Source organism: Burkholderia sp. Bp9140, assembly GCF_003853425.1.
GTDB lineage: Bacteria > Pseudomonadota > Gammaproteobacteria > Burkholderiales > Burkholderiaceae > Burkholderia.
Genome location: NZ_QTPQ01000026.1, coordinates 1 through 15,769, shown reverse-complemented (window position 1 = coordinate 15,769; position 15,769 = coordinate 1). Strand labels below are relative to the sequence as shown.

The window sequence follows — 15,769 nt, the reverse complement described above, 5'->3', positions numbered from 1 at the left end:
ACAGGCCCTTTTGCTGCCGCGATGAAAAAAGGGCGCCGAAGCGCCCTTCTTCCTCCTGCATGCGCCGGCTTACAGCGTGCGGCCGAACGCGTTGCGATGCGTGTGATGCGTGGACGTCGTCTTGGTGTGCGCGGTATGGCTGTGCGTATGCCCGTGGCCCGGCTGCGTACCCGCCCGATCGGCGATCGAGTCCGAGCGGTCGGCCGCGCGCGCGAGGCCCTTGTCGCGGTCGCCCGAGCTGAAGCCGTTCGAGTTGCTCAGCGCTTCGCCGCTCATGTGGCCGGCGGACATGCCGCCCGCGTTGCCACCCATCCCACCCATCCCGCCTGCGCCGTGACCGCCGCCGTTGCCGCCGCCGCCACCACCATTGCCGCCGGCTGCCGCATGCGCGGAGACGGCACCGAGTGCGAGCAGCGCGGCTGCCAGCACGGACAGATATCGTTGGGTTTTCATTATTTGCTCCCGGGAGCGTGTTTGAATGATTGCATTCTAGGAACACGCGGTTTCCGCGCTACCTGGCGTTGTAAATGATCGTAACGACGCGCATTACATGCATTCGTCCGATCAATGTCCGGTATGCCGGCCACGTGCGCGGAATGCGCGGCCGGCCGTCGCCAGACAAGGAAGTTGAAAGGCGGAAACGGCGCCTGCCGTTCCGCCGGTCAATGAGCTTACTGCGCCGCCGCCATCCCATGCGCGGCGGCCTTGCGCTGCGCGGCCTGTTCCTGCTCGTGCTTCTTCGCCATGTGGTGGCCGACGATACAGCCGCCGACCGCGCCGACCACCGCGTGATGTCCCGCGTAGTGACCAGCGACGCCGCCTACTACCGCGCCCTTCATGCAACCCGCCGCGTGCGCGCTGCCGATCGTTGCGAGCGCAACGACGGCGGCCGTTGCGCTCGCCCTGATGTGTCGAATGGGCATCATGCGATCACTCTCCTCTTGTCGTCGTGATCAGTGTCTCGCGAACCGGTCGCCGTGCTCAGTTCCAGCGGCCGCGCCAGCCGTCGCCGTCATGCCAGCGGCGCTCACGCCACTCGTGCTCGCGCCATTCACGGCGGCGCCACTCGTGTTCGCGCCATTGACGCGCACGCCAGTCGTCGTCGCGATAGCCCACCGGCGCGTACATCACCGGCGGCGGCGGCGCGACGTAGACCGGCTCCGGCGCCGCATAGACGCCCGGCACGCCGATGCCAACCGACAGGTCGACGTGGGCCGAGGCGACGCCCGAAGCTGCCAGCGCCGCTACACCGAGAACTGCACCGAGAATAAGTTTCTTGCTCATTTCGCGACTCCCTGCACGTGTCGTGCGTCATGTGACTACGGTTCGGAGTCTAGGCACCGTACGCCGACACAGGTGAAACCGGTCTGCGAGACCGGTAACGGACGTTTACGGAGGGGCGCAAAGCCTTGCGGGACAAGGGTGACGCGCGCTTCGACACGCCGTTGCAACGGCGCATCGAAGCGGCGGAAGCGGGAATTTTTGCCGGAAAGCGGGCCGTCGACACATGCAGCACGCAAACTGCATGCACGCCTTGCGAGCCGTCCGCGTCGACGTTACGCGCGGATATCGTCGACGCTGCGCAGCCAGTGCACGCTGAACAGGCTGTCCGCGTCGGTCCACACGGTATCCGGCTCGAAACCTGCACGCCGCGCGATCGCGTGGAAGCCGTCGATCGTGAACTTGTGCGAGTTCTCCGTGTGGATGCGCTCGCCGGCCTCGAAGCGGAACGCATGGCCGCGTACATGCACCGTCTGCGCGATATCGCTGACGAGATGCATCTCGATGCGCTGCCGCTCGCGATCGTAGAACGCGCAATGCGAGAACGCGTCGAGATCGAAGTCCGCGCCGAGCTCCGCGTTCGCGCGGGCGAGCAGGTTCAGGTTGAACTGCGCGGTCACGCCCTGCGCGTCGTTGTACGCGTGATGCAGCGTGCGCTCGTCCTTCACGAGATCCGCGCCGACCAGCAGGCCGCCGCCGCGCAACAGCCGCGCGGCGTCACGCAGGAACGCGTCGGCTTCTTCCGGCGAGAAGTTGCCGATCGTCGAGCCGGGGAAGAAGCCGATGCGCCGGCGCGGCGTCTCGGTCAGCTCGGCCAGCTGGTCGGCCTTCGTGTAGTCGGCCGCGATCGGTGCGACGTCGAGCCACGGATACGCGGCACGCAGCCGCGCGGCCGCGCCGTGCAGGTAGTCCGCCGAGATGTCGATCGGCACGTAGCGCGCCGGCGCGTTCGCGTAGTTGTCCGCGCACGCGTCGAGCAGCACGCGGATCTTCTCTAGCGAACCGGCGCCGAATTCGACGATGTCCGCATGCGGGCCGACGCGCTGCACGATCTCCGCCGCGCGATCGCGCAGGATCCCGAGCTCGGTGCGCGTCGGGTAGTACTCGGGCAGTTCGCAGATCCGGTCGAACAGCGCGGAGCCGGCCGCGTCGTAGAAGTATTTCGGCGAAATGCTGCGCGGCGTGCGCGACAGTCCGTCGATCAGGTCGCGCTCGAACGCGCTCGGCCGCGAATCGCGGGCGGGTTGCAGGCCACCGCTCGTGGCCGTCAGGTCAGACGTCTCGCGCAAGTCGCACTCCCGTGAATTGCCAGCGCGCGGCCGGCGGAAAGAAATTGCGGTACGTCGGCCGTTCGTGCCCAGGCGGCGTCGCGATGCTGCTGCCGCGCAGGACCTGCTGGCCGACCATGAACTTGCCGTTGTATTCCGCGGCGACTCCCGCGAGCGGACGGAAGCCCGGATACGGCTCGTAGGACGAACGCGTCCACTGCCATACGTGCCCGAGCATCTGCTGAATGCCGTCCGTGCCGAACGCGGCTTCCCATTCGAACTCCGTCGGCAGGCGTGCGCCGGCCCATTCCGCATATGCGGCCGCTTCGTAGAAGCTCACGTGACACACGGGCGCATCGGGCGCGAGTGGCTCCACGCCGTGCAGGCCGAACGCGCGCCATGCATGGACGGTTTTTACATCGCCGTCGTCGTCGGGAATCCAGTAAGCGGGCCCTGACCACCCTTCCCGCTGCACCGTTGCCCAGCCATCGGACAGCCAGTATTCGGGACGTGCGTAGCCGCCGTCCGCGATGAAGTCCGCGAATTCCGCGTTCGTCACGAGACGGTTCGCGATCTCGCACGGACGCACGAGCGCCGTATGGCGAGGACGTTCGTTGTCGAACGAGAACGCGTCGCCGTCGTGGCCGATCTCGACGAGTCCGCCCGGCTGGTGCAGCCAGCGCAACGGGCCGGCGTCGCCCGCGGCCAGTGCGGCGTGCGTGGCGGCGCCGTTGCGCGGCCGGAACGCAGGCTTCAGCGGATTGCACGAGAACGCATGCAGCATGTCCGTGACGATCAGCTCCTGATGCTGCTGCTCGTGATGCAGGCCGAGCTCGATCTCGGGCGCGATCGCGGCGAGCAGCGCCGGATCGGCATCATCGAGCGCGCGCAGCATCGCTGTGTCGACGTACTGCCGGTACGCATGCACTTCGTCGAGCGACGGACGCGTGAGCAACCCGCGCTGCGGCCGCGGATGGCGCGGGCCGAGCGCTTCGTAATAGGAATTGAAGAGGAACTGGAATGCCTCGTCGAACGGCGCGTAGCCGGGCACGCGGCGCATCAGCACGACGGTTTCGAAGAACCAGGTCGTATGCGCGAGATGCCATTTCACCGGACTCGCGTCGGGCATCGACTGCACGGCCTGGTCTTCGGCGGACAGCGTCGCGGTCAATGCGACGCTATGGGCGCGCACGTCCTGGTAACGGCGCTGAAGCTGGGATGCAGGGAGGCTCATCGGTTTACCGTTCACGTCGCGATTCGCTGCGTTGCGTTGCCGGAAAAAGGAAAGCCTTGCGCTCGGATGCGCGCGGCTGACGTGCGACCTTCGTTGCTGCGTCGTCGGGCAGCCGGCGCGCGCGCCGGGCCGCTGATGCGGCGTCACTTCATCTGCCCATGCAGAACAGTATGGGCCAGAAATGTGAACGTCGCGAATCGGATTTCGGGTGAAACGAATGCGAAAGAAAAATGAAAGCATTCGCCATGCGCGGGCCGGCGGCGTGACGAACCGTCGATGCCCGTGATGACAGGGCTTGGCAGGTGAACGCAATGTACATGCCTGCGCGTTCGCGCTACCGACGCCTCGTGACAGCCGCGCGACGCCGATGAAAGGTCGATGGCGCGGGTTCGCCGGGGGAACGGCGCCACGCAACCGATATCGGTCCCGATCCAGGCGCCGGTATCGCGGCCGTCCGCGCGATGGTCAGCGGCTCTGCCCTCCGCATGCTTCCCGGCGTTTGAAAAATTTTTTGCGCCGATGTCACGCGCGCGGGGTGCTCGCTCGTCATATCACCGGAACCCACACGAAAGGAGAAGGAACCATGACTGCGAAACTCAATCCGTTTGCCGCCGCCCCCGCGCTGATGAAGAGCTGGATGACCATGTCGGTCGCCGCTGCCGGGAGCCTCGAGCCGACGCTGATCGAGCTGGTCAAGATCCGCGCGTCGCAGATCAACGCATGCGCGAACTGCCTTAACATGCACACCGTCGAGGCGCGCGAGCAAGGCGAGACCGAGCAGCGCATCAACCTGCTGGCCGCGTGGCGCGAAGCGCCCTGCTACACCGACCGCGAACGCGCGGCGCTCGGCTGGACCGACGCGCTCACGCGGCTGTCGGAGGGCCACGGCGCGCACGAAGCCGCGTATGCGGCGCTGAACGACCACTTCAGCCAGGAGGAACAGGTGAAACTCACGCTGATGATCAACGTGATCAATGGCTGGAACCGGCTTGCCGTCGGCTTCGGGCTGTGGGTCGATCCGGCCGAAGCGAAGGCCGCGGCGGCGAAGATGGTGGCGTGATGACCCGCCACGATCCGGCCACGGGCAGTGCTGAAGACCGGGCCGACGCAGCGGCGAGCTTCGACCCGCTGCGTCGCACGCTGATCCGCGTCGCGTACCGGATGCTCGGTTCCGTCGCGGACGCCGAGGACATGGTGCAGGAGGCGTTCATCCGCTGGATGGACGTCGATCGCACCGAAGTGCGCGTGCCCGAGGCGTTCCTGCGCCGCATGGTGATGCGCATGTGCCTCGACCAGCTGAAGTCCGCGCGGCACCAGCGCGAGACCTATATCGGCCCGTGGCTGCCCGAGCCGGTCGTCGAGGAAGATGAGCAGGAGGACGTCACGCTGCCGCTGATGCTCGCGCTCGAACGGCTGTCGCCGCTGGAGCGCGCGGCGTTCCTGCTGCACGACGTGTTCGGCCTCGAGTTCGACGAGATCGCGACGACGATCCAGCGCGACCCGGCCGCATGCCGGCAGCTCGCGGCACGCGCACGCACGCATGTGCGCGAGGCGCGGCCCCGGTTCCATGTCGAGAAGCAGCGCGGGATCGAGCTGGCCGAGGCGTTCTTCGCGGCGTCACGCAGCGGCGACATGCGCGCGCTCGGCGCAATGCTCGCCGAGGACGTGAGCCTGCATTCGGACGGCGGCGGCAAGCGCCCGGCCGCGGGCAAGCCGGTGTTCGGCTTCGAACAGGTGATGAAGGTGCACGAATACCTGGCCGAACTGTTCACCACGCATGCGTCGAAGCTCGTGCGTGCGGGGTTCATCAACGGGTTGCCTGGGTTCGTCACGCTGGAAGCCGACGGCGAGCTGCAGACCACGGCGCTCGAGATCGACGACGGGAAGATCGTCGCGATCTATGTCGTGCGGAATCCTGACAAGTTGAAGCATCTGCATTGAGGGTGGCCGGTGGGCGCCTTGCGCCCGCGTTCCCTGCTCCGCGCCCTGCCTGGTCGATTGCCGGCTCTTTGCCGTGCGTGGCTCGCACGATGCATCGCGCACCTGCATGCGCAGTTTCGACCGCAAAAAGAAAAACGCCACGCGATGTTGCCGCGTGGCGTTCGTATGTTTGGCGAGCCGGATTGCCTGTAGGCAATTCGCGCTGCCGGACCCCTTCATTTTGTTCGTTGGTAGGCTCGATTGGATTCGAACCAACGACCCCCACCATGTCAAGGTGGTGCTCTAACCAACTGAGCTACGAGCCTAAGAAGCCGCGAATTATAGAGAGGGTTTTCGAGGAGCACAAGCCCCTTCGTGAAAATTTTTTGAATCGGGGATGATGCTTGGGGAGATTGTCCGGTGCTCGAGGCAAACCGCAGTCGCATCCGGGTTCATCCTCACTGCGACGTCTCACCGGGCCGAAGCACGTTCCGTCATAATGGATTCGTCGCGAATCCGGGGCCGGGGGTTGCGAACGACAATCAAGAGCAGGAACCGGCCCGATCCGGTCACGGGGAACAGGAACAGGCGCGCGTGATGCACGACCCGCCCGCCACATTGCACGAACCAGTAGCACCTCGTGACGACGACAGACCGCAACGTACGCGTAACGATATCGGGGTGGGTATGGTCGCGCTGAATCTGGTGATTCCCTGCTTCAACGAAGAAGCCGTGTTGCCGGAAACCGTACGCCGGCTCACGATCCTGCTTGACCGGCTTACCCGCGACGGCATCATTGACCGCGCGAGCGGTGTGACGTTCGTCGACGACGGTTCACGCGACCGGACCTGGTCCCTCATCGAAGGCTTCCATGCCGCCGATCCGCGTATCCATGGCCTCAAGCTGTCGCGCAACCACGGGCACCAGAATGCGTTGCTTGCCGGCCTCATGAAAGTGAACGGCGACGTGCTGATCAGTCTCGACGCCGATCTCCAGGACGACCTCGATGCGATCCCGCGCATGCTGGGCGAATATCAATCCGGCGCCGAGATCGTATTCGGCGTGCGGCAGCGCCGTGACAGCGATGGCTTCTTCAAGCGCGTCAGCGCGCGCGGGTATTACCGGCTACTGCGCCGCTTCGGCGTGGACATCTTGCCGGATCACGCGGACTTCCGCCTGATGAGCCGCCGGGCGATCGAAGAATTGCGCGGCTTCCGCGAGGTCAACCTGTTCCTGCGCGGCATCGTGCCGCTACTGGGCTTCCGTACCGCGATCGTCCGGTACGACCGGCAACCGCGCTTCGCCGGCGAAAGCAAATATCCATTGGCGAGAATGATCTTGCTCGCATCGGACGGCGTCGCGTCGTTTTCCACGAAGCCGCTGCAATGGAGCGCGTACGTTGGTGCCCTGCTCGCGCTGGCCTCGACCGTGTGCGGCATCTGGGCGCTGTCGATCCGGCTGTTCACCGACCGCTCGGTGCCCGGTTGGGCGTCTACCGTGATCCCGATGTACTTTCTCGGCGGCCTGCAGTTGCTGTTCCTCGGCGTGATCGGCGGCTATGTCGCGAAGATCTATGCGGAGACGAAGCAGCGCCCGCGCTTCATCGTCGAGAAGACGCTATGACGGGCAATCGGTCCTGTGCCGCAACGATCCGGCGCGAGGCCGGCGGCGTCCGTATCTCACGCGGGGGACTCGCGCAATGGATGACAGCACGGTAAGCGGCCGCCTGCCGCGCGCGTGGTCATATCGCGCAGTGGATCGCGCGTTGCGCGCGTTGTTCGTTGCGACGGTCGCGGCGGCCGGCCTGCTGTTCTGGCTCGCGCCGCACCCGCCAATGGTCGATCTTCCGCAGCATGCGGCACAGGTCGCGACGCTGCACGACATGCTGCGCGGCCAGTCGCCTTGGGCGCCACTGCTGCGGATCAACCTGTTTACGCCCTACCTGCTCGGCTATGGCGCGGCGGCCGTACTGTCGTTCGTGATGCCGGTCACTGCCGCGTTCAAGGTCATGCTGACCCTGTCGTTCTACGGTTTCGTCGCCGCGTACATCGCGCTGCGCCGGCGTCTCGGTACGGACCCGCGCCTCGACTGGCTGTGCGTGCCGGCGTTCTTCGGCTTCGCGTATGAATTCGGCCTCTATTCGTACCTGGTCGCCGCGCCGGTCGCGATGATCTTCCTTGCGCTCGCGCTCGACTATGCCGAGCGGCCAGCCTTTCGCCGCGGCGCCGTGCTGGCGCTCGTGAATCTTGCGCTGTTTTTCTCGCACGGGCTGATCTTCGTGTTCGCGAATGCGATCGGCGGGTTGTTCCTGCTGGTGCGCCGGCCCCGCACGCTTCCGCGCGCACTGCTCGCCGCGTGGCCGTATGCGGTGCTCGCGCTTGTCACGGTGCTGTACGCGCTATTGCATCGTGACGTCGATCTGGCGCCGATGTATCCGTTCACCGTGATCTGGACCATCAATCCGCTGGTGCGAATGATTGCCGCCGTGTTCTATCCGTGGGGTATTACCGCCGACAACGGGTCGCTGCTGGCCTTCCTGCTGATGGCCGCCGCACCGTTGCTGATGGCGTCGAAGGCAAACCGGCACGTCACCGCCTATGTGCCGGCGACCATCATGGCCGTTGTCTGGTTCGGCGTGCCGCTGTTCGCGATCAATACGTTCTTCCTGTTTCCGCGCTTCGCGCTGTTTCTGTTTCCGTTCTATGCATTGATGTTCCGGGCGCCCATGCCGGCGGAACCAGTTCGAGGGGCGACGCCATGGCTCGCGCTGATGACGCAGTTGGTCCTTGCCGGAATCTGCGCCGGCTTCGTCGCGCAGCAAGGCGTGCGCGCGCTGCGCTTCGCCGACGAGAGCGCTGATTTCGACGCGGTGGCCAACGCGATCGAACCGGCGCAGCGCGGCCTCGGGATCATCGTCGACCGGGCGAGCGTGGCCGCGGATAATCCGTTCGTCTACGAGAACTTTGCGGTCTGGTATCAGGCCGAGCATCGCGGTTTCGTCGATTTCAATGCCGCGCGGTTCCCGCCGCAGATCGTCCGCTTTCGGCTCGACCGGTTGCCCGGCGTCGGCCCGTCCGACGTCTCGCCTCAGCAACTGTACCGGCACTTCAACTGGCAGCGGCACCAGGGACGCCTGTACCGGTATTTCTTCGTCCGCGCCGAGACACCGCTGCCGGACGCGTTTTTCGCCAATCCGGACTGTCGCGTCGTACGCGTGAAGACGGCGGGCGAATGGTCGGTGTATGAGAAGCAGGCTTGTCGGGGCGATTGATTGCACGGTCGTCGCATGAGGTGCGTTGCGTCGCGCCACGTCATGCACCGATCGCGCCATCGGGAGATTGCGATGCCACCTGGATTCATCGCGGACGATACGCCGCGGCCGTATGACGAGACGTTCTACCGGTACCAGCGCGAAGGATCGGTACGGTCCGCGCGCGGCGTGCTGCCGAGCGTCAATGCCGTGCTGAGCCCCGCGAGCATCCTCGACGTCGGTTGCGGCGCCGGAGCGTGGCTCAGCGTGCATCGCGAGCTCGGCGTGCAGGACGTGACCGGCATCGACGGCGACTATGTCGATCGTTCGGTATTGCTGTTCGACCACGCCCACTTCGTGCCGGCCGATATTTCGAAGCGCTTCGATCTCGAGCGATCGTTCGACCTCGTTCAGTGCCTCGAAGTCGGCGAGCACGTACCGAAGGCATCCAGCGAGATACTCGTCGACAATCTCGTCCGGCATGGCAAGCATGTGCTGTTTTCCGCCGCCGTGCCCGGCCAGGGCGGCGAAAACCACATCAACGAACAGGGCTACGGATTCTGGCGCGACCTGTTCGCGCGGCGTGGCTACCTGCTGTTCGATTTCATACGGCCGTTGATCGCCGCGGACACCCGCATCGAGCCGTGGTACCGCTACAACCTGCTCTTCTTCGTTGCCGCCGAAGAAGCGGAACGGCTGCCGGACGCGATCAGACAACACCGCGTCGACGGCCGTTCGGGCGTACCGGACGTGTCGCCGCCCGGCTACAAGGCGCGCAAGTTCTTGCTGCGCTGGCTGCCGGTGCGCATCAAGACCGGCATCGCCATTCTGAAGAGCCGCATGGTCGCCAACCGATTGAAGCGCAACGAGGAAGACCGGTGAAACTGTCCGTGTACGTTGTCATTCTGGCTGGCGTGTTCCTGGCTGCAACCGGCCAGATCGCGTTCAAGGTCGGGGCCGATGGTCGCCACGCATTCGTCGAATTCATCAACGCCTGGGTTGTGCTCGGGCTGGTCTGCTACGGCGGCGGCACGGTGCTCTGGATCTTCGCATTGAGCAAGGCCGGGCTCACCGCCGTGTATCCGTTTACCGCACTCACGTTCGTGCTCGTCTTTTTGGCCGGAATCGTGTTCTTCGGCGAGCGCGTGTCGTATGCGCAATGGGGAGGCGTCGCGATGATCCTTGGCGGGCTGTACCTGACTGCCGCGGTTCGATAGCGAGCCGACTCGCGACGAAACTTATCCACAGCGCGCTTTGGATAACCGTCCGACAAGCCTCTGGATTCACAGTGGAACGATTGAGGATATGTCGGCGTGGCCGTGAATCGATGAAAAGTTGTTCTGTGCTGCACAGAGCTTTGCCTGTGCATTGCCTGTGGTTATGCATTCCGCTTCTTGTTGAAAATTCAGGGTGTTACGGAAGTTATCCACTGTGAAGCGGCGGACTTGTTAACTATCACTACGTATATATACGAACTCTGTTAACACCGTTGGATAAGCACAGTCCGGAGACTGTGATCCAGGCGCGATATGCACTGCGCGCGGTGGACGGATAACCGAATCCGCAGGCTGTGAGGCCCGCGGTCGGTCAGTGAATGGGTTGGTCTGTAGAATCGCCGGGATTCAGAATGCCAAGTCCGACGGACCGGCTCACCACAGATGGCTGATTCCTCATCGACCCGACTCGACGCACTCGATATCGACGCTGTCGTACACCGGATGCAGCAACACCCGGGCAACATCGTGTTCGAGCAACACGCGTCGATACCGGAAGTCGAAGTCCTGTGTTGTCGCTACAAGGGCGTGGGATTCAACGTGAAGTTCGATCTCGCTTACGCGATGTTTGTCAATCGTGTTGGCCAGCTGTCCGGTGAAGACATCGCAGAGATCGTCGGATGACAATGTGGCGCCGATCCGCACTGGGGAGGTCTGTCCGGTTTCCGGAGTGTGGCGTACGGACGAGTATGGCGGTAAGACAATCCGCGTCGAGCGCGGTGCTGCGATGCCGGACATGCTGGTCAAGGACAATGTGGGCTCGTTGAAGGTGCACTGGGTGACGGGGCGGTTGGTCAAGGTTTTGTAGTCGGTCGCCAATACGAATTCGCTGATGGAGCACCTTCGGATGAGTCGGCGTGGTTGAAGATTGTTCGTCTGGCAGCTGGCGTTTCGGGAAAGAGATGACGCGATGCCACTGATAAATTGCCCGTCCCACGGACATACCGGCGGCGACCTCGTGACACAGGCCGTGTCCGACTTCGTCAACAATCGCGGCAACTGGAAAGGCGGCCGTCGGGTCGTCCCGCTGACGCTTGTGCGTGACGACATCGAGTATCCCGGCTACATGCTCGAATCCGAAGAGGCGAACGTGCTCGAGCTGGGCGGTACGCGTGAAGGAGGCGGCGTCTACCGCTTCGACGACGACGAGTCGATGGAATCAGCCATCGGATTGCTGACGGCAACTTGTGCGGATTGCTTGAGGGAATTGATGGCCGTGCAGGAAGGAGGGTAGGCGAGCGGAATGCCTCAGGGGAGAGGGATGACCAAACTGAATTTCGGGACGATCGGGCGGTGCTCCGTCGATCTCGATACCGCGACGCTGCTCGGTCTGAAGGCTGCCTATGAGGACTTTGCGAAGACCGGGCAGGATCTGAGAAATTTCAGGATCTGCATCACGGATGAAAGTGCGGCCAGAATGGATCCTGGGCCCGAGGACTACGTCATTGGCATGACCTTCGTGGCGAAGATACCACCCGGCATGCGCGGGCTCGGCAATGCAAGCCCTCTCGGGACGTCGATCAAGTACGTGGTTTCCCCGGAAACCGGCGAGATTCTCGGGATTTACTTGATCAGGTGACGTCCGTGCCGGCGAAGCGCCTGATCGTCACGTGTGGATAACCGGCACACGAAACAACCCGAAACGCTGTGCAATTTCCCGGTGAGCTTCGGCCCGAAGCGCTCACGCGCATGCGGACAACCCGAGCGGAGTCGAATCGAAACCCTGTGCATCGGCTCGGGGAGAGCAGTGTGGATATCGCCGCCCGACGCCACTCGAAATGCTGTGCGACTCGAAAGTGAAGAGTTCGACAAGCGACGGCCTGCCGAGTCGTTGCGGCAGATGTGGATATCCCGCGTCCACAAAACGCCAAACCCTGTGATACCGGAACCGAAGAGGGTACGCCCATTCGCGAACGCCTCGCGACGAGATTCGCGGGGTGGATAACCGCCACGAAAGCGTATCAAAACGCTGTGGGCCCGAATGGTGAGCGTGAGCGCTTTCGGGCTAGTTGAGCCGCACTGGCAGCACCTCAGGCAACACTTGACGGCCGCCAACGCGGCGCGCATTGTACCGATCAAATCTGCTGATCGAGCGCCCGCGCGACTGCCTGTTCACCAAGACTATCGGCCGGCCCGACCACCGCGAAGTTAATCCCGTTCACCGACCCATACCGCGCCAGCAACGCGCCATCCACGCGTTGCCCGGCCGGCAGCAGCCGATGTGCCGATTCCGCTGGCCGGAGATAGAAGCTCAGCGTCCGCCCGGCATTGTCCTCATAGAGCACCATCGCAGCCGTGGCCCCGCTGTCCGTCGTGAACAACCGCCCGCCGACCGGCCTGAACCCCGCCGCACTCAAATCCGGCAGCTTCGCCGACGCGCCGACGCGCCGAGTGAGCCACCCCTGCAAATCCCCCGCACTCGTCGGCCGGAAATCCACCTTCGCTGTCTGATCGACCACCATCATCCGGTAAGCCTCGACCGCATCGCTCATCGGCGCGACGGCCGGCGGCGCGTTCCACCCGCGTGCCTGCCACCCGCCGAACGTCCCGAGTCCGATACAGAACACGAACGAAGCGGCCATCGCGAACCGCATCCGCGAACGCTCCGCCCGCCGCGCGCGAATCGCCGCCGGATCGAGCTCGGGATTCTCCCCCGGCATCCGCACGCTCTCCAGCGCGGCGCGCAACCGCTGCGCATCCTGCTGCCATTGCTTCACCTGTTCCGCACTTTCCGGATGCAGCGCGAGGTATCGCTCGACCGCGGCGCGCGCATCGTCGTCGAGCTGGCCGTCGACATAGGCCTGGAGATCGTGTTCGTCGGGGCGGAGGGTGTTCATTTCATCAAGCGGAGAGAAGGAGCGGGAAGCTCGCCGTCGCTGAGCTGGCGCAGCGCCTGGCGCGCGCGGGAAAGTCGCGACATCACGGTGCCAATCGGCACGTCGAGCAGGTCGGCGACTTCCTGATACGTGAAGCCTTCGACCGCGACGAGCAGCAGCAGGCTGCGCTGCTCGTCGGACAGGCGGCCGAACGCTTCGAGCGTCGCGCGCGCGGCGACCTCGCGTTCGGCGGAAGGCCAGTGCGGCTCGTCGTCGGTGCGGATCCGGCCGAGCAGCCACGCGTAGCGCTTCGCGCTGCGTTTGCCGTCGAGAAACTGCCGGTAAAGGATCGTGAAGAGCCAGCTGCGCAGCGATGCGTCGTCGCGGCGGCTGGTCCAGCGCGACAGCGCGCGCTCGAGCGTCGACTGGACGAGATCGTCGGCCGCGTGGACATCACGCGCCAGCCAGAGCGCGAAGCGTCGCAGCCTGGGGATGAGTTCGCGCAATGCGACGTCGTCGGGGGCGTTTGGGGGCATGGCCTGGGCGCTAGCCGATAAGCATGGAGATGCCACGTAGGACGCCGGTCGGCGCCGCTTATTCCGTCAGCATACGAAAAATTTCTTCATGGAATAAAGCGGCGCGGGCGGCGTCCTACGCCTGTTCGACAATGATCTGACGATCGGGAGTGCATCCATGAAGCAATCTTCCTCTTCTTCGCCGCCGCGCGAGCCCGGGCGCGGGTGGTGGCGCTGGGCCGTGATCGGCGGCGCGGTGGCCGGCGTGGCCGTGACGTTCGGGTATGTCGGCGGCTGGCTCGCGCCGGCGCGTCTGACCCCGCACCGGCTCGTCGACGCGCTGCAGACGGCCGGCGGCGAGCATCCGGGCTTCCGGCGCAATCATGCGAAGGGCGTGTGCGTGACCGGCTACTTCGAGGGCAACGGCGCCGCGAGCGCGTATTCGGTCGCGCCGTTCTTCAAGGCGGTGCGCACGCCGGTGGTCGGGCGGTTCGCGCTGCCGGGCGGGAATCCGTATGCACCCGACAGCAGCGTGCCGATCCGCAGCCTCGCGCTGAAGCTCACCGCGCCGGACGGCCAGCAATGGCGGACCGGGATGAACGCGATGCCCGTGTTTCCGGTGGCGACGCCGAAGGCGTTCTACGCGCAGTTGCTGGCGACCCGGCCGGATCCGGCGACGGGCAAGCCCGATCCGGTGAAGGTGAAGGCGTTTTTCGGCGCGCATCCGGAGACGGCCGCGTTCCGCGCATGGGTGAAGGGTGCGAAGCCGAGCGCGAGCTACGTCACCGAAAGCTATTACGGGCTGAACGCGTTCTACTTCGTCGACGCGTCGGGCAAGCGCCAGGCGGTGCGGTGGCGGGTCGTGCCGGAGCAGACGGCCGGCGCCGGCGACGTCGCCACGGCCGCGGATCCGAACGTGTTGCAGCAGGACCTGACGCGGCGTATCGCGGACGGTGCGCAGAAGTGGAAGCTGCTGGTCACGCTGGCCGAGCCCGGAGATCAGGTGGACGACGCGACGAAGACCTGGCCCGCGCAGCGGACGACGATCGACGCGGGGACGCTCGTGCTCGATCGCGTGGAGCCGCAGGACAGCGGGCCGTGCCGGGACGTGAATTACGACCCGACGGTGTTGCCGCAGGGGATTCAGGTGTCGGGGGATCCGTTGCTGGCGGCGCGGTCGGCGGCTTATGCGGATTCGTATCTGCGCAGGACGAGTGAAAAGGCCGGCGTGGCCGGGGCGGCGCGATTGAGTGCGGAGGGACGGTGATGAAGGCTGCTACGACGTTTGGCTTGCCGGCGAGGCTGCTGCATTGGGTGATGGCCGCGATGATCGTCGCGATGCTGTTCATCGGGGTGGGGATGGTGGCGTCGGTTTCCGGGCGGCACGATGTTCTGGTGGCCTTGCACAAGCCGCTGGGAGTTGCCGTGCTGGTGCTGGTGTGTGTGCGGATCGTGGTGCGGTTCGTGTCGAAGCCGCCGGCGTTGCCCGAGGATCTGCCTGGGTGGCAGAAGGTTGCCGCGCATGGGTCGCATCTGGTGCTGTATGCACTGATGCTGGCGATGCCGCTGATCGGGTGGGCGATGCTGTCGGCCGGCGGATATCCGGTGACCTTGGGCGGCGGCGTGCAGTTGCCGGCGCTGGTTTCGGCGGATCCGGTGACGTTTGCCTGGCTCCGGGTCGCGCACCGGGTGCTGGCTTACTTGTTCTTCGCTACGTTCCTCGCGCACTTTGCGGCTGCGCTGTATCACGGGTTGATCCGTCGGGACGGGGTGGTGAGGGCGATGGTGGGGCGGTGAGCGACGGAGGGTTGCGTTTGACGCGGCGGGGCTTGTTCACGGGATACCGAGGTCTGGCCTGCCGTGTCGCTTATATATGATCAATGGCGTGGCTTAACGGGTCCCTGGCGCCGCATGTCAAAATAATTTCACAAAAGGGGTTGCGGAGTCCGAGACAGGTGCTTAGAATCACGCCTCTTTCGCGCTAACGGAAACGCAGCGCGGGGGAAAGAAGGGAAGCGGGTGCGGTTGATGGCAAGTTGTAGAGCCCCAGCGCACACGGATTTAAACCGCAGTCGTCGCAACGAAGTAGTTAAAAAAGTTGTTGACGAGTTTTAAAAAACGGTTAATAATCTCGCTTCTCTGCTGCTGAAAACGCAGCGCTGCTGAGAAACACGAAGTTTCTCGCAGAAATGCTCTTTAAAAATTAACAGC

The 15,769-nt window shown here is 64.8% G+C and carries 18 protein-coding genes, 1 tRNA gene and 1 pseudogene; 12 read left to right on the top strand and 8 right to left on the bottom strand.

Annotation, left to right across the window (positions count from 1 at the left end):
* Positions 1-69: 69 nt before the first annotated feature.
* The 5 genes from DIE21_RS21570 to egtB form a co-directional block, all read right to left on the bottom strand.
* Entirely contained in the window at positions 70-453 is a 384-nt protein-coding gene (locus DIE21_RS21570) for a hypothetical protein (protein WP_124499625.1), read from the bottom strand.
* Positions 454-671: 218 nt separating this feature from the next.
* Entirely contained in the window at positions 672-926 is a 255-nt protein-coding gene (locus tag DIE21_RS21565; protein ID WP_124499624.1) for a hypothetical protein, read from the bottom strand.
* 55 nt (positions 927-981) lie between these two features.
* Positions 982-1,284, bottom strand: a complete 303-nt coding sequence (locus DIE21_RS21560; protein WP_124499623.1) for a hypothetical protein — start codon at positions 1,282-1,284, stop codon at positions 982-984.
* 272 nt (positions 1,285-1,556) lie between these two features.
* Positions 1,557-2,570: an L-histidine N(alpha)-methyltransferase gene (gene egtD, locus DIE21_RS21555; protein WP_124499622.1), complete on the bottom strand. Its 1,014-nt coding sequence runs from the start codon at positions 2,568-2,570 to the stop codon at positions 1,557-1,559.
* A complete protein-coding gene (gene egtB / locus DIE21_RS21550) occupies positions 2,554-3,783 on the bottom strand; it encodes an ergothioneine biosynthesis protein EgtB (RefSeq protein WP_124499621.1) in 1,230 nt (409 codons plus the stop codon). Before egtB ends, egtD begins: the two co-directional genes overlap by 17 nt.
* A 583-nt stretch (positions 3,784-4,366) precedes the next feature.
* On the opposite strand from egtB, the gene DIE21_RS21540 reads away from it, so the two are divergent.
* Together DIE21_RS21540 and DIE21_RS21535 are read left to right on the top strand one after the other, a co-directional pair.
* Positions 4,367-4,843, top strand: coding sequence for a carboxymuconolactone decarboxylase family protein (locus tag DIE21_RS21540; protein WP_124499620.1), 477 nt, complete (start codon positions 4,367-4,369; stop codon positions 4,841-4,843).
* Complete coding sequence (locus DIE21_RS21535) at positions 4,843-5,724, top strand: sigma-70 family RNA polymerase sigma factor (protein WP_124499716.1); 882 nt, start codon at positions 4,843-4,845, stop codon at positions 5,722-5,724. The genes DIE21_RS21540 and DIE21_RS21535 overlap by 1 nt, the downstream gene beginning before the upstream one ends.
* Positions 5,725-5,952: 228 nt before the next feature.
* On the opposite strand, the gene DIE21_RS21530 is transcribed toward DIE21_RS21535, so the two are convergent.
* A tRNA-Val gene (locus DIE21_RS21530) sits at positions 5,953-6,029 on the bottom strand.
* Positions 6,030-6,390: 361 nt separating this feature from the next.
* On the opposite strand from DIE21_RS21530, the gene DIE21_RS21525 reads away from it, so the two are divergent.
* From DIE21_RS21525 to DIE21_RS21490, 8 genes and pseudogenes are all read left to right on the top strand, one after another.
* Positions 6,391-7,326, top strand: coding sequence for a glycosyltransferase family 2 protein (locus DIE21_RS21525; protein ID WP_124499715.1), 936 nt, complete (start codon positions 6,391-6,393; stop codon positions 7,324-7,326).
* 76 nt (positions 7,327-7,402) lie between these two features.
* On the top strand, positions 7,403-8,974 hold the full coding sequence (locus tag DIE21_RS21520) for a hypothetical protein (protein ID WP_124499619.1): 1,572 nt from the start codon (positions 7,403-7,405) through the stop codon (positions 8,972-8,974).
* A gap of 72 nt (positions 8,975-9,046) precedes the next feature.
* Positions 9,047-9,835, top strand: a complete 789-nt coding sequence (locus tag DIE21_RS21515; protein ID WP_124499618.1) for a bifunctional 2-polyprenyl-6-hydroxyphenol methylase/3-demethylubiquinol 3-O-methyltransferase UbiG — start codon at positions 9,047-9,049, stop codon at positions 9,833-9,835.
* On the top strand, positions 9,832-10,170 hold the full coding sequence (locus DIE21_RS21510) for an EamA family transporter (RefSeq protein ID WP_124499617.1): 339 nt from the start codon (positions 9,832-9,834) through the stop codon (positions 10,168-10,170). Before DIE21_RS21515 ends, DIE21_RS21510 begins: the two co-directional genes overlap by 4 nt.
* Positions 10,171-10,611: 441 nt before the next feature.
* Positions 10,612-10,851: a hypothetical protein gene (locus DIE21_RS37900; protein WP_124499616.1), complete on the top strand. Its 240-nt coding sequence runs from the start codon at positions 10,612-10,614 to the stop codon at positions 10,849-10,851.
* Positions 10,850-11,035 (top strand): annotated as a pseudogene (locus DIE21_RS37895) (hypothetical protein); the annotation flags it as partial. The gene DIE21_RS37900 and the pseudogene DIE21_RS37895, both read left to right, overlap by 2 nt.
* A 162-nt stretch (positions 11,036-11,197) precedes the next feature.
* Positions 11,198-11,461: a hypothetical protein gene (locus DIE21_RS21495; protein WP_260432543.1), complete on the top strand. Its 264-nt coding sequence runs from the start codon at positions 11,198-11,200 to the stop codon at positions 11,459-11,461.
* Between the two features lie 27 nt (positions 11,462-11,488).
* The gene (locus DIE21_RS21490; RefSeq protein WP_124499615.1) at positions 11,489-11,806 is read left to right on the top strand and encodes a hypothetical protein; all 318 of its coding nucleotides are present in this window, start codon (positions 11,489-11,491) and stop codon (positions 11,804-11,806) included.
* 496 nt (positions 11,807-12,302) lie between these two features.
* On the opposite strand, the gene DIE21_RS21485 is transcribed toward DIE21_RS21490, so the two are convergent.
* Both DIE21_RS21485 and DIE21_RS21480 read right to left on the bottom strand, forming a co-directional pair.
* Positions 12,303-13,064, bottom strand: a complete 762-nt coding sequence (locus tag DIE21_RS21485; RefSeq protein ID WP_124499614.1) for an anti-sigma factor — start codon at positions 13,062-13,064, stop codon at positions 12,303-12,305.
* On the bottom strand, positions 13,061-13,579 hold the full coding sequence (locus tag DIE21_RS21480) for a sigma-70 family RNA polymerase sigma factor (protein WP_124499613.1): 519 nt from the start codon (positions 13,577-13,579) through the stop codon (positions 13,061-13,063). Before DIE21_RS21480 ends, DIE21_RS21485 begins: the two co-directional genes overlap by 4 nt.
* Positions 13,580-13,736: 157 nt before the next feature.
* On the opposite strand from DIE21_RS21480, the gene DIE21_RS21475 reads away from it, so the two are divergent.
* Positions 13,737-14,825 carry a catalase family peroxidase gene (locus DIE21_RS21475; RefSeq protein WP_124499612.1) on the top strand — a complete coding sequence of 363 codons (1,089 nt, stop codon included), beginning with the start codon at positions 13,737-13,739 and terminating at the stop codon, positions 14,823-14,825.
* Positions 14,825-15,355 carry a cytochrome b gene (locus DIE21_RS21470; protein WP_185642818.1) on the top strand — a complete coding sequence of 177 codons (531 nt, stop codon included), beginning with the start codon at positions 14,825-14,827 and terminating at the stop codon, positions 15,353-15,355. Before DIE21_RS21475 ends, DIE21_RS21470 begins: the two co-directional genes overlap by 1 nt.
* Positions 15,356-15,769: the final 414 nt, after the last annotated feature.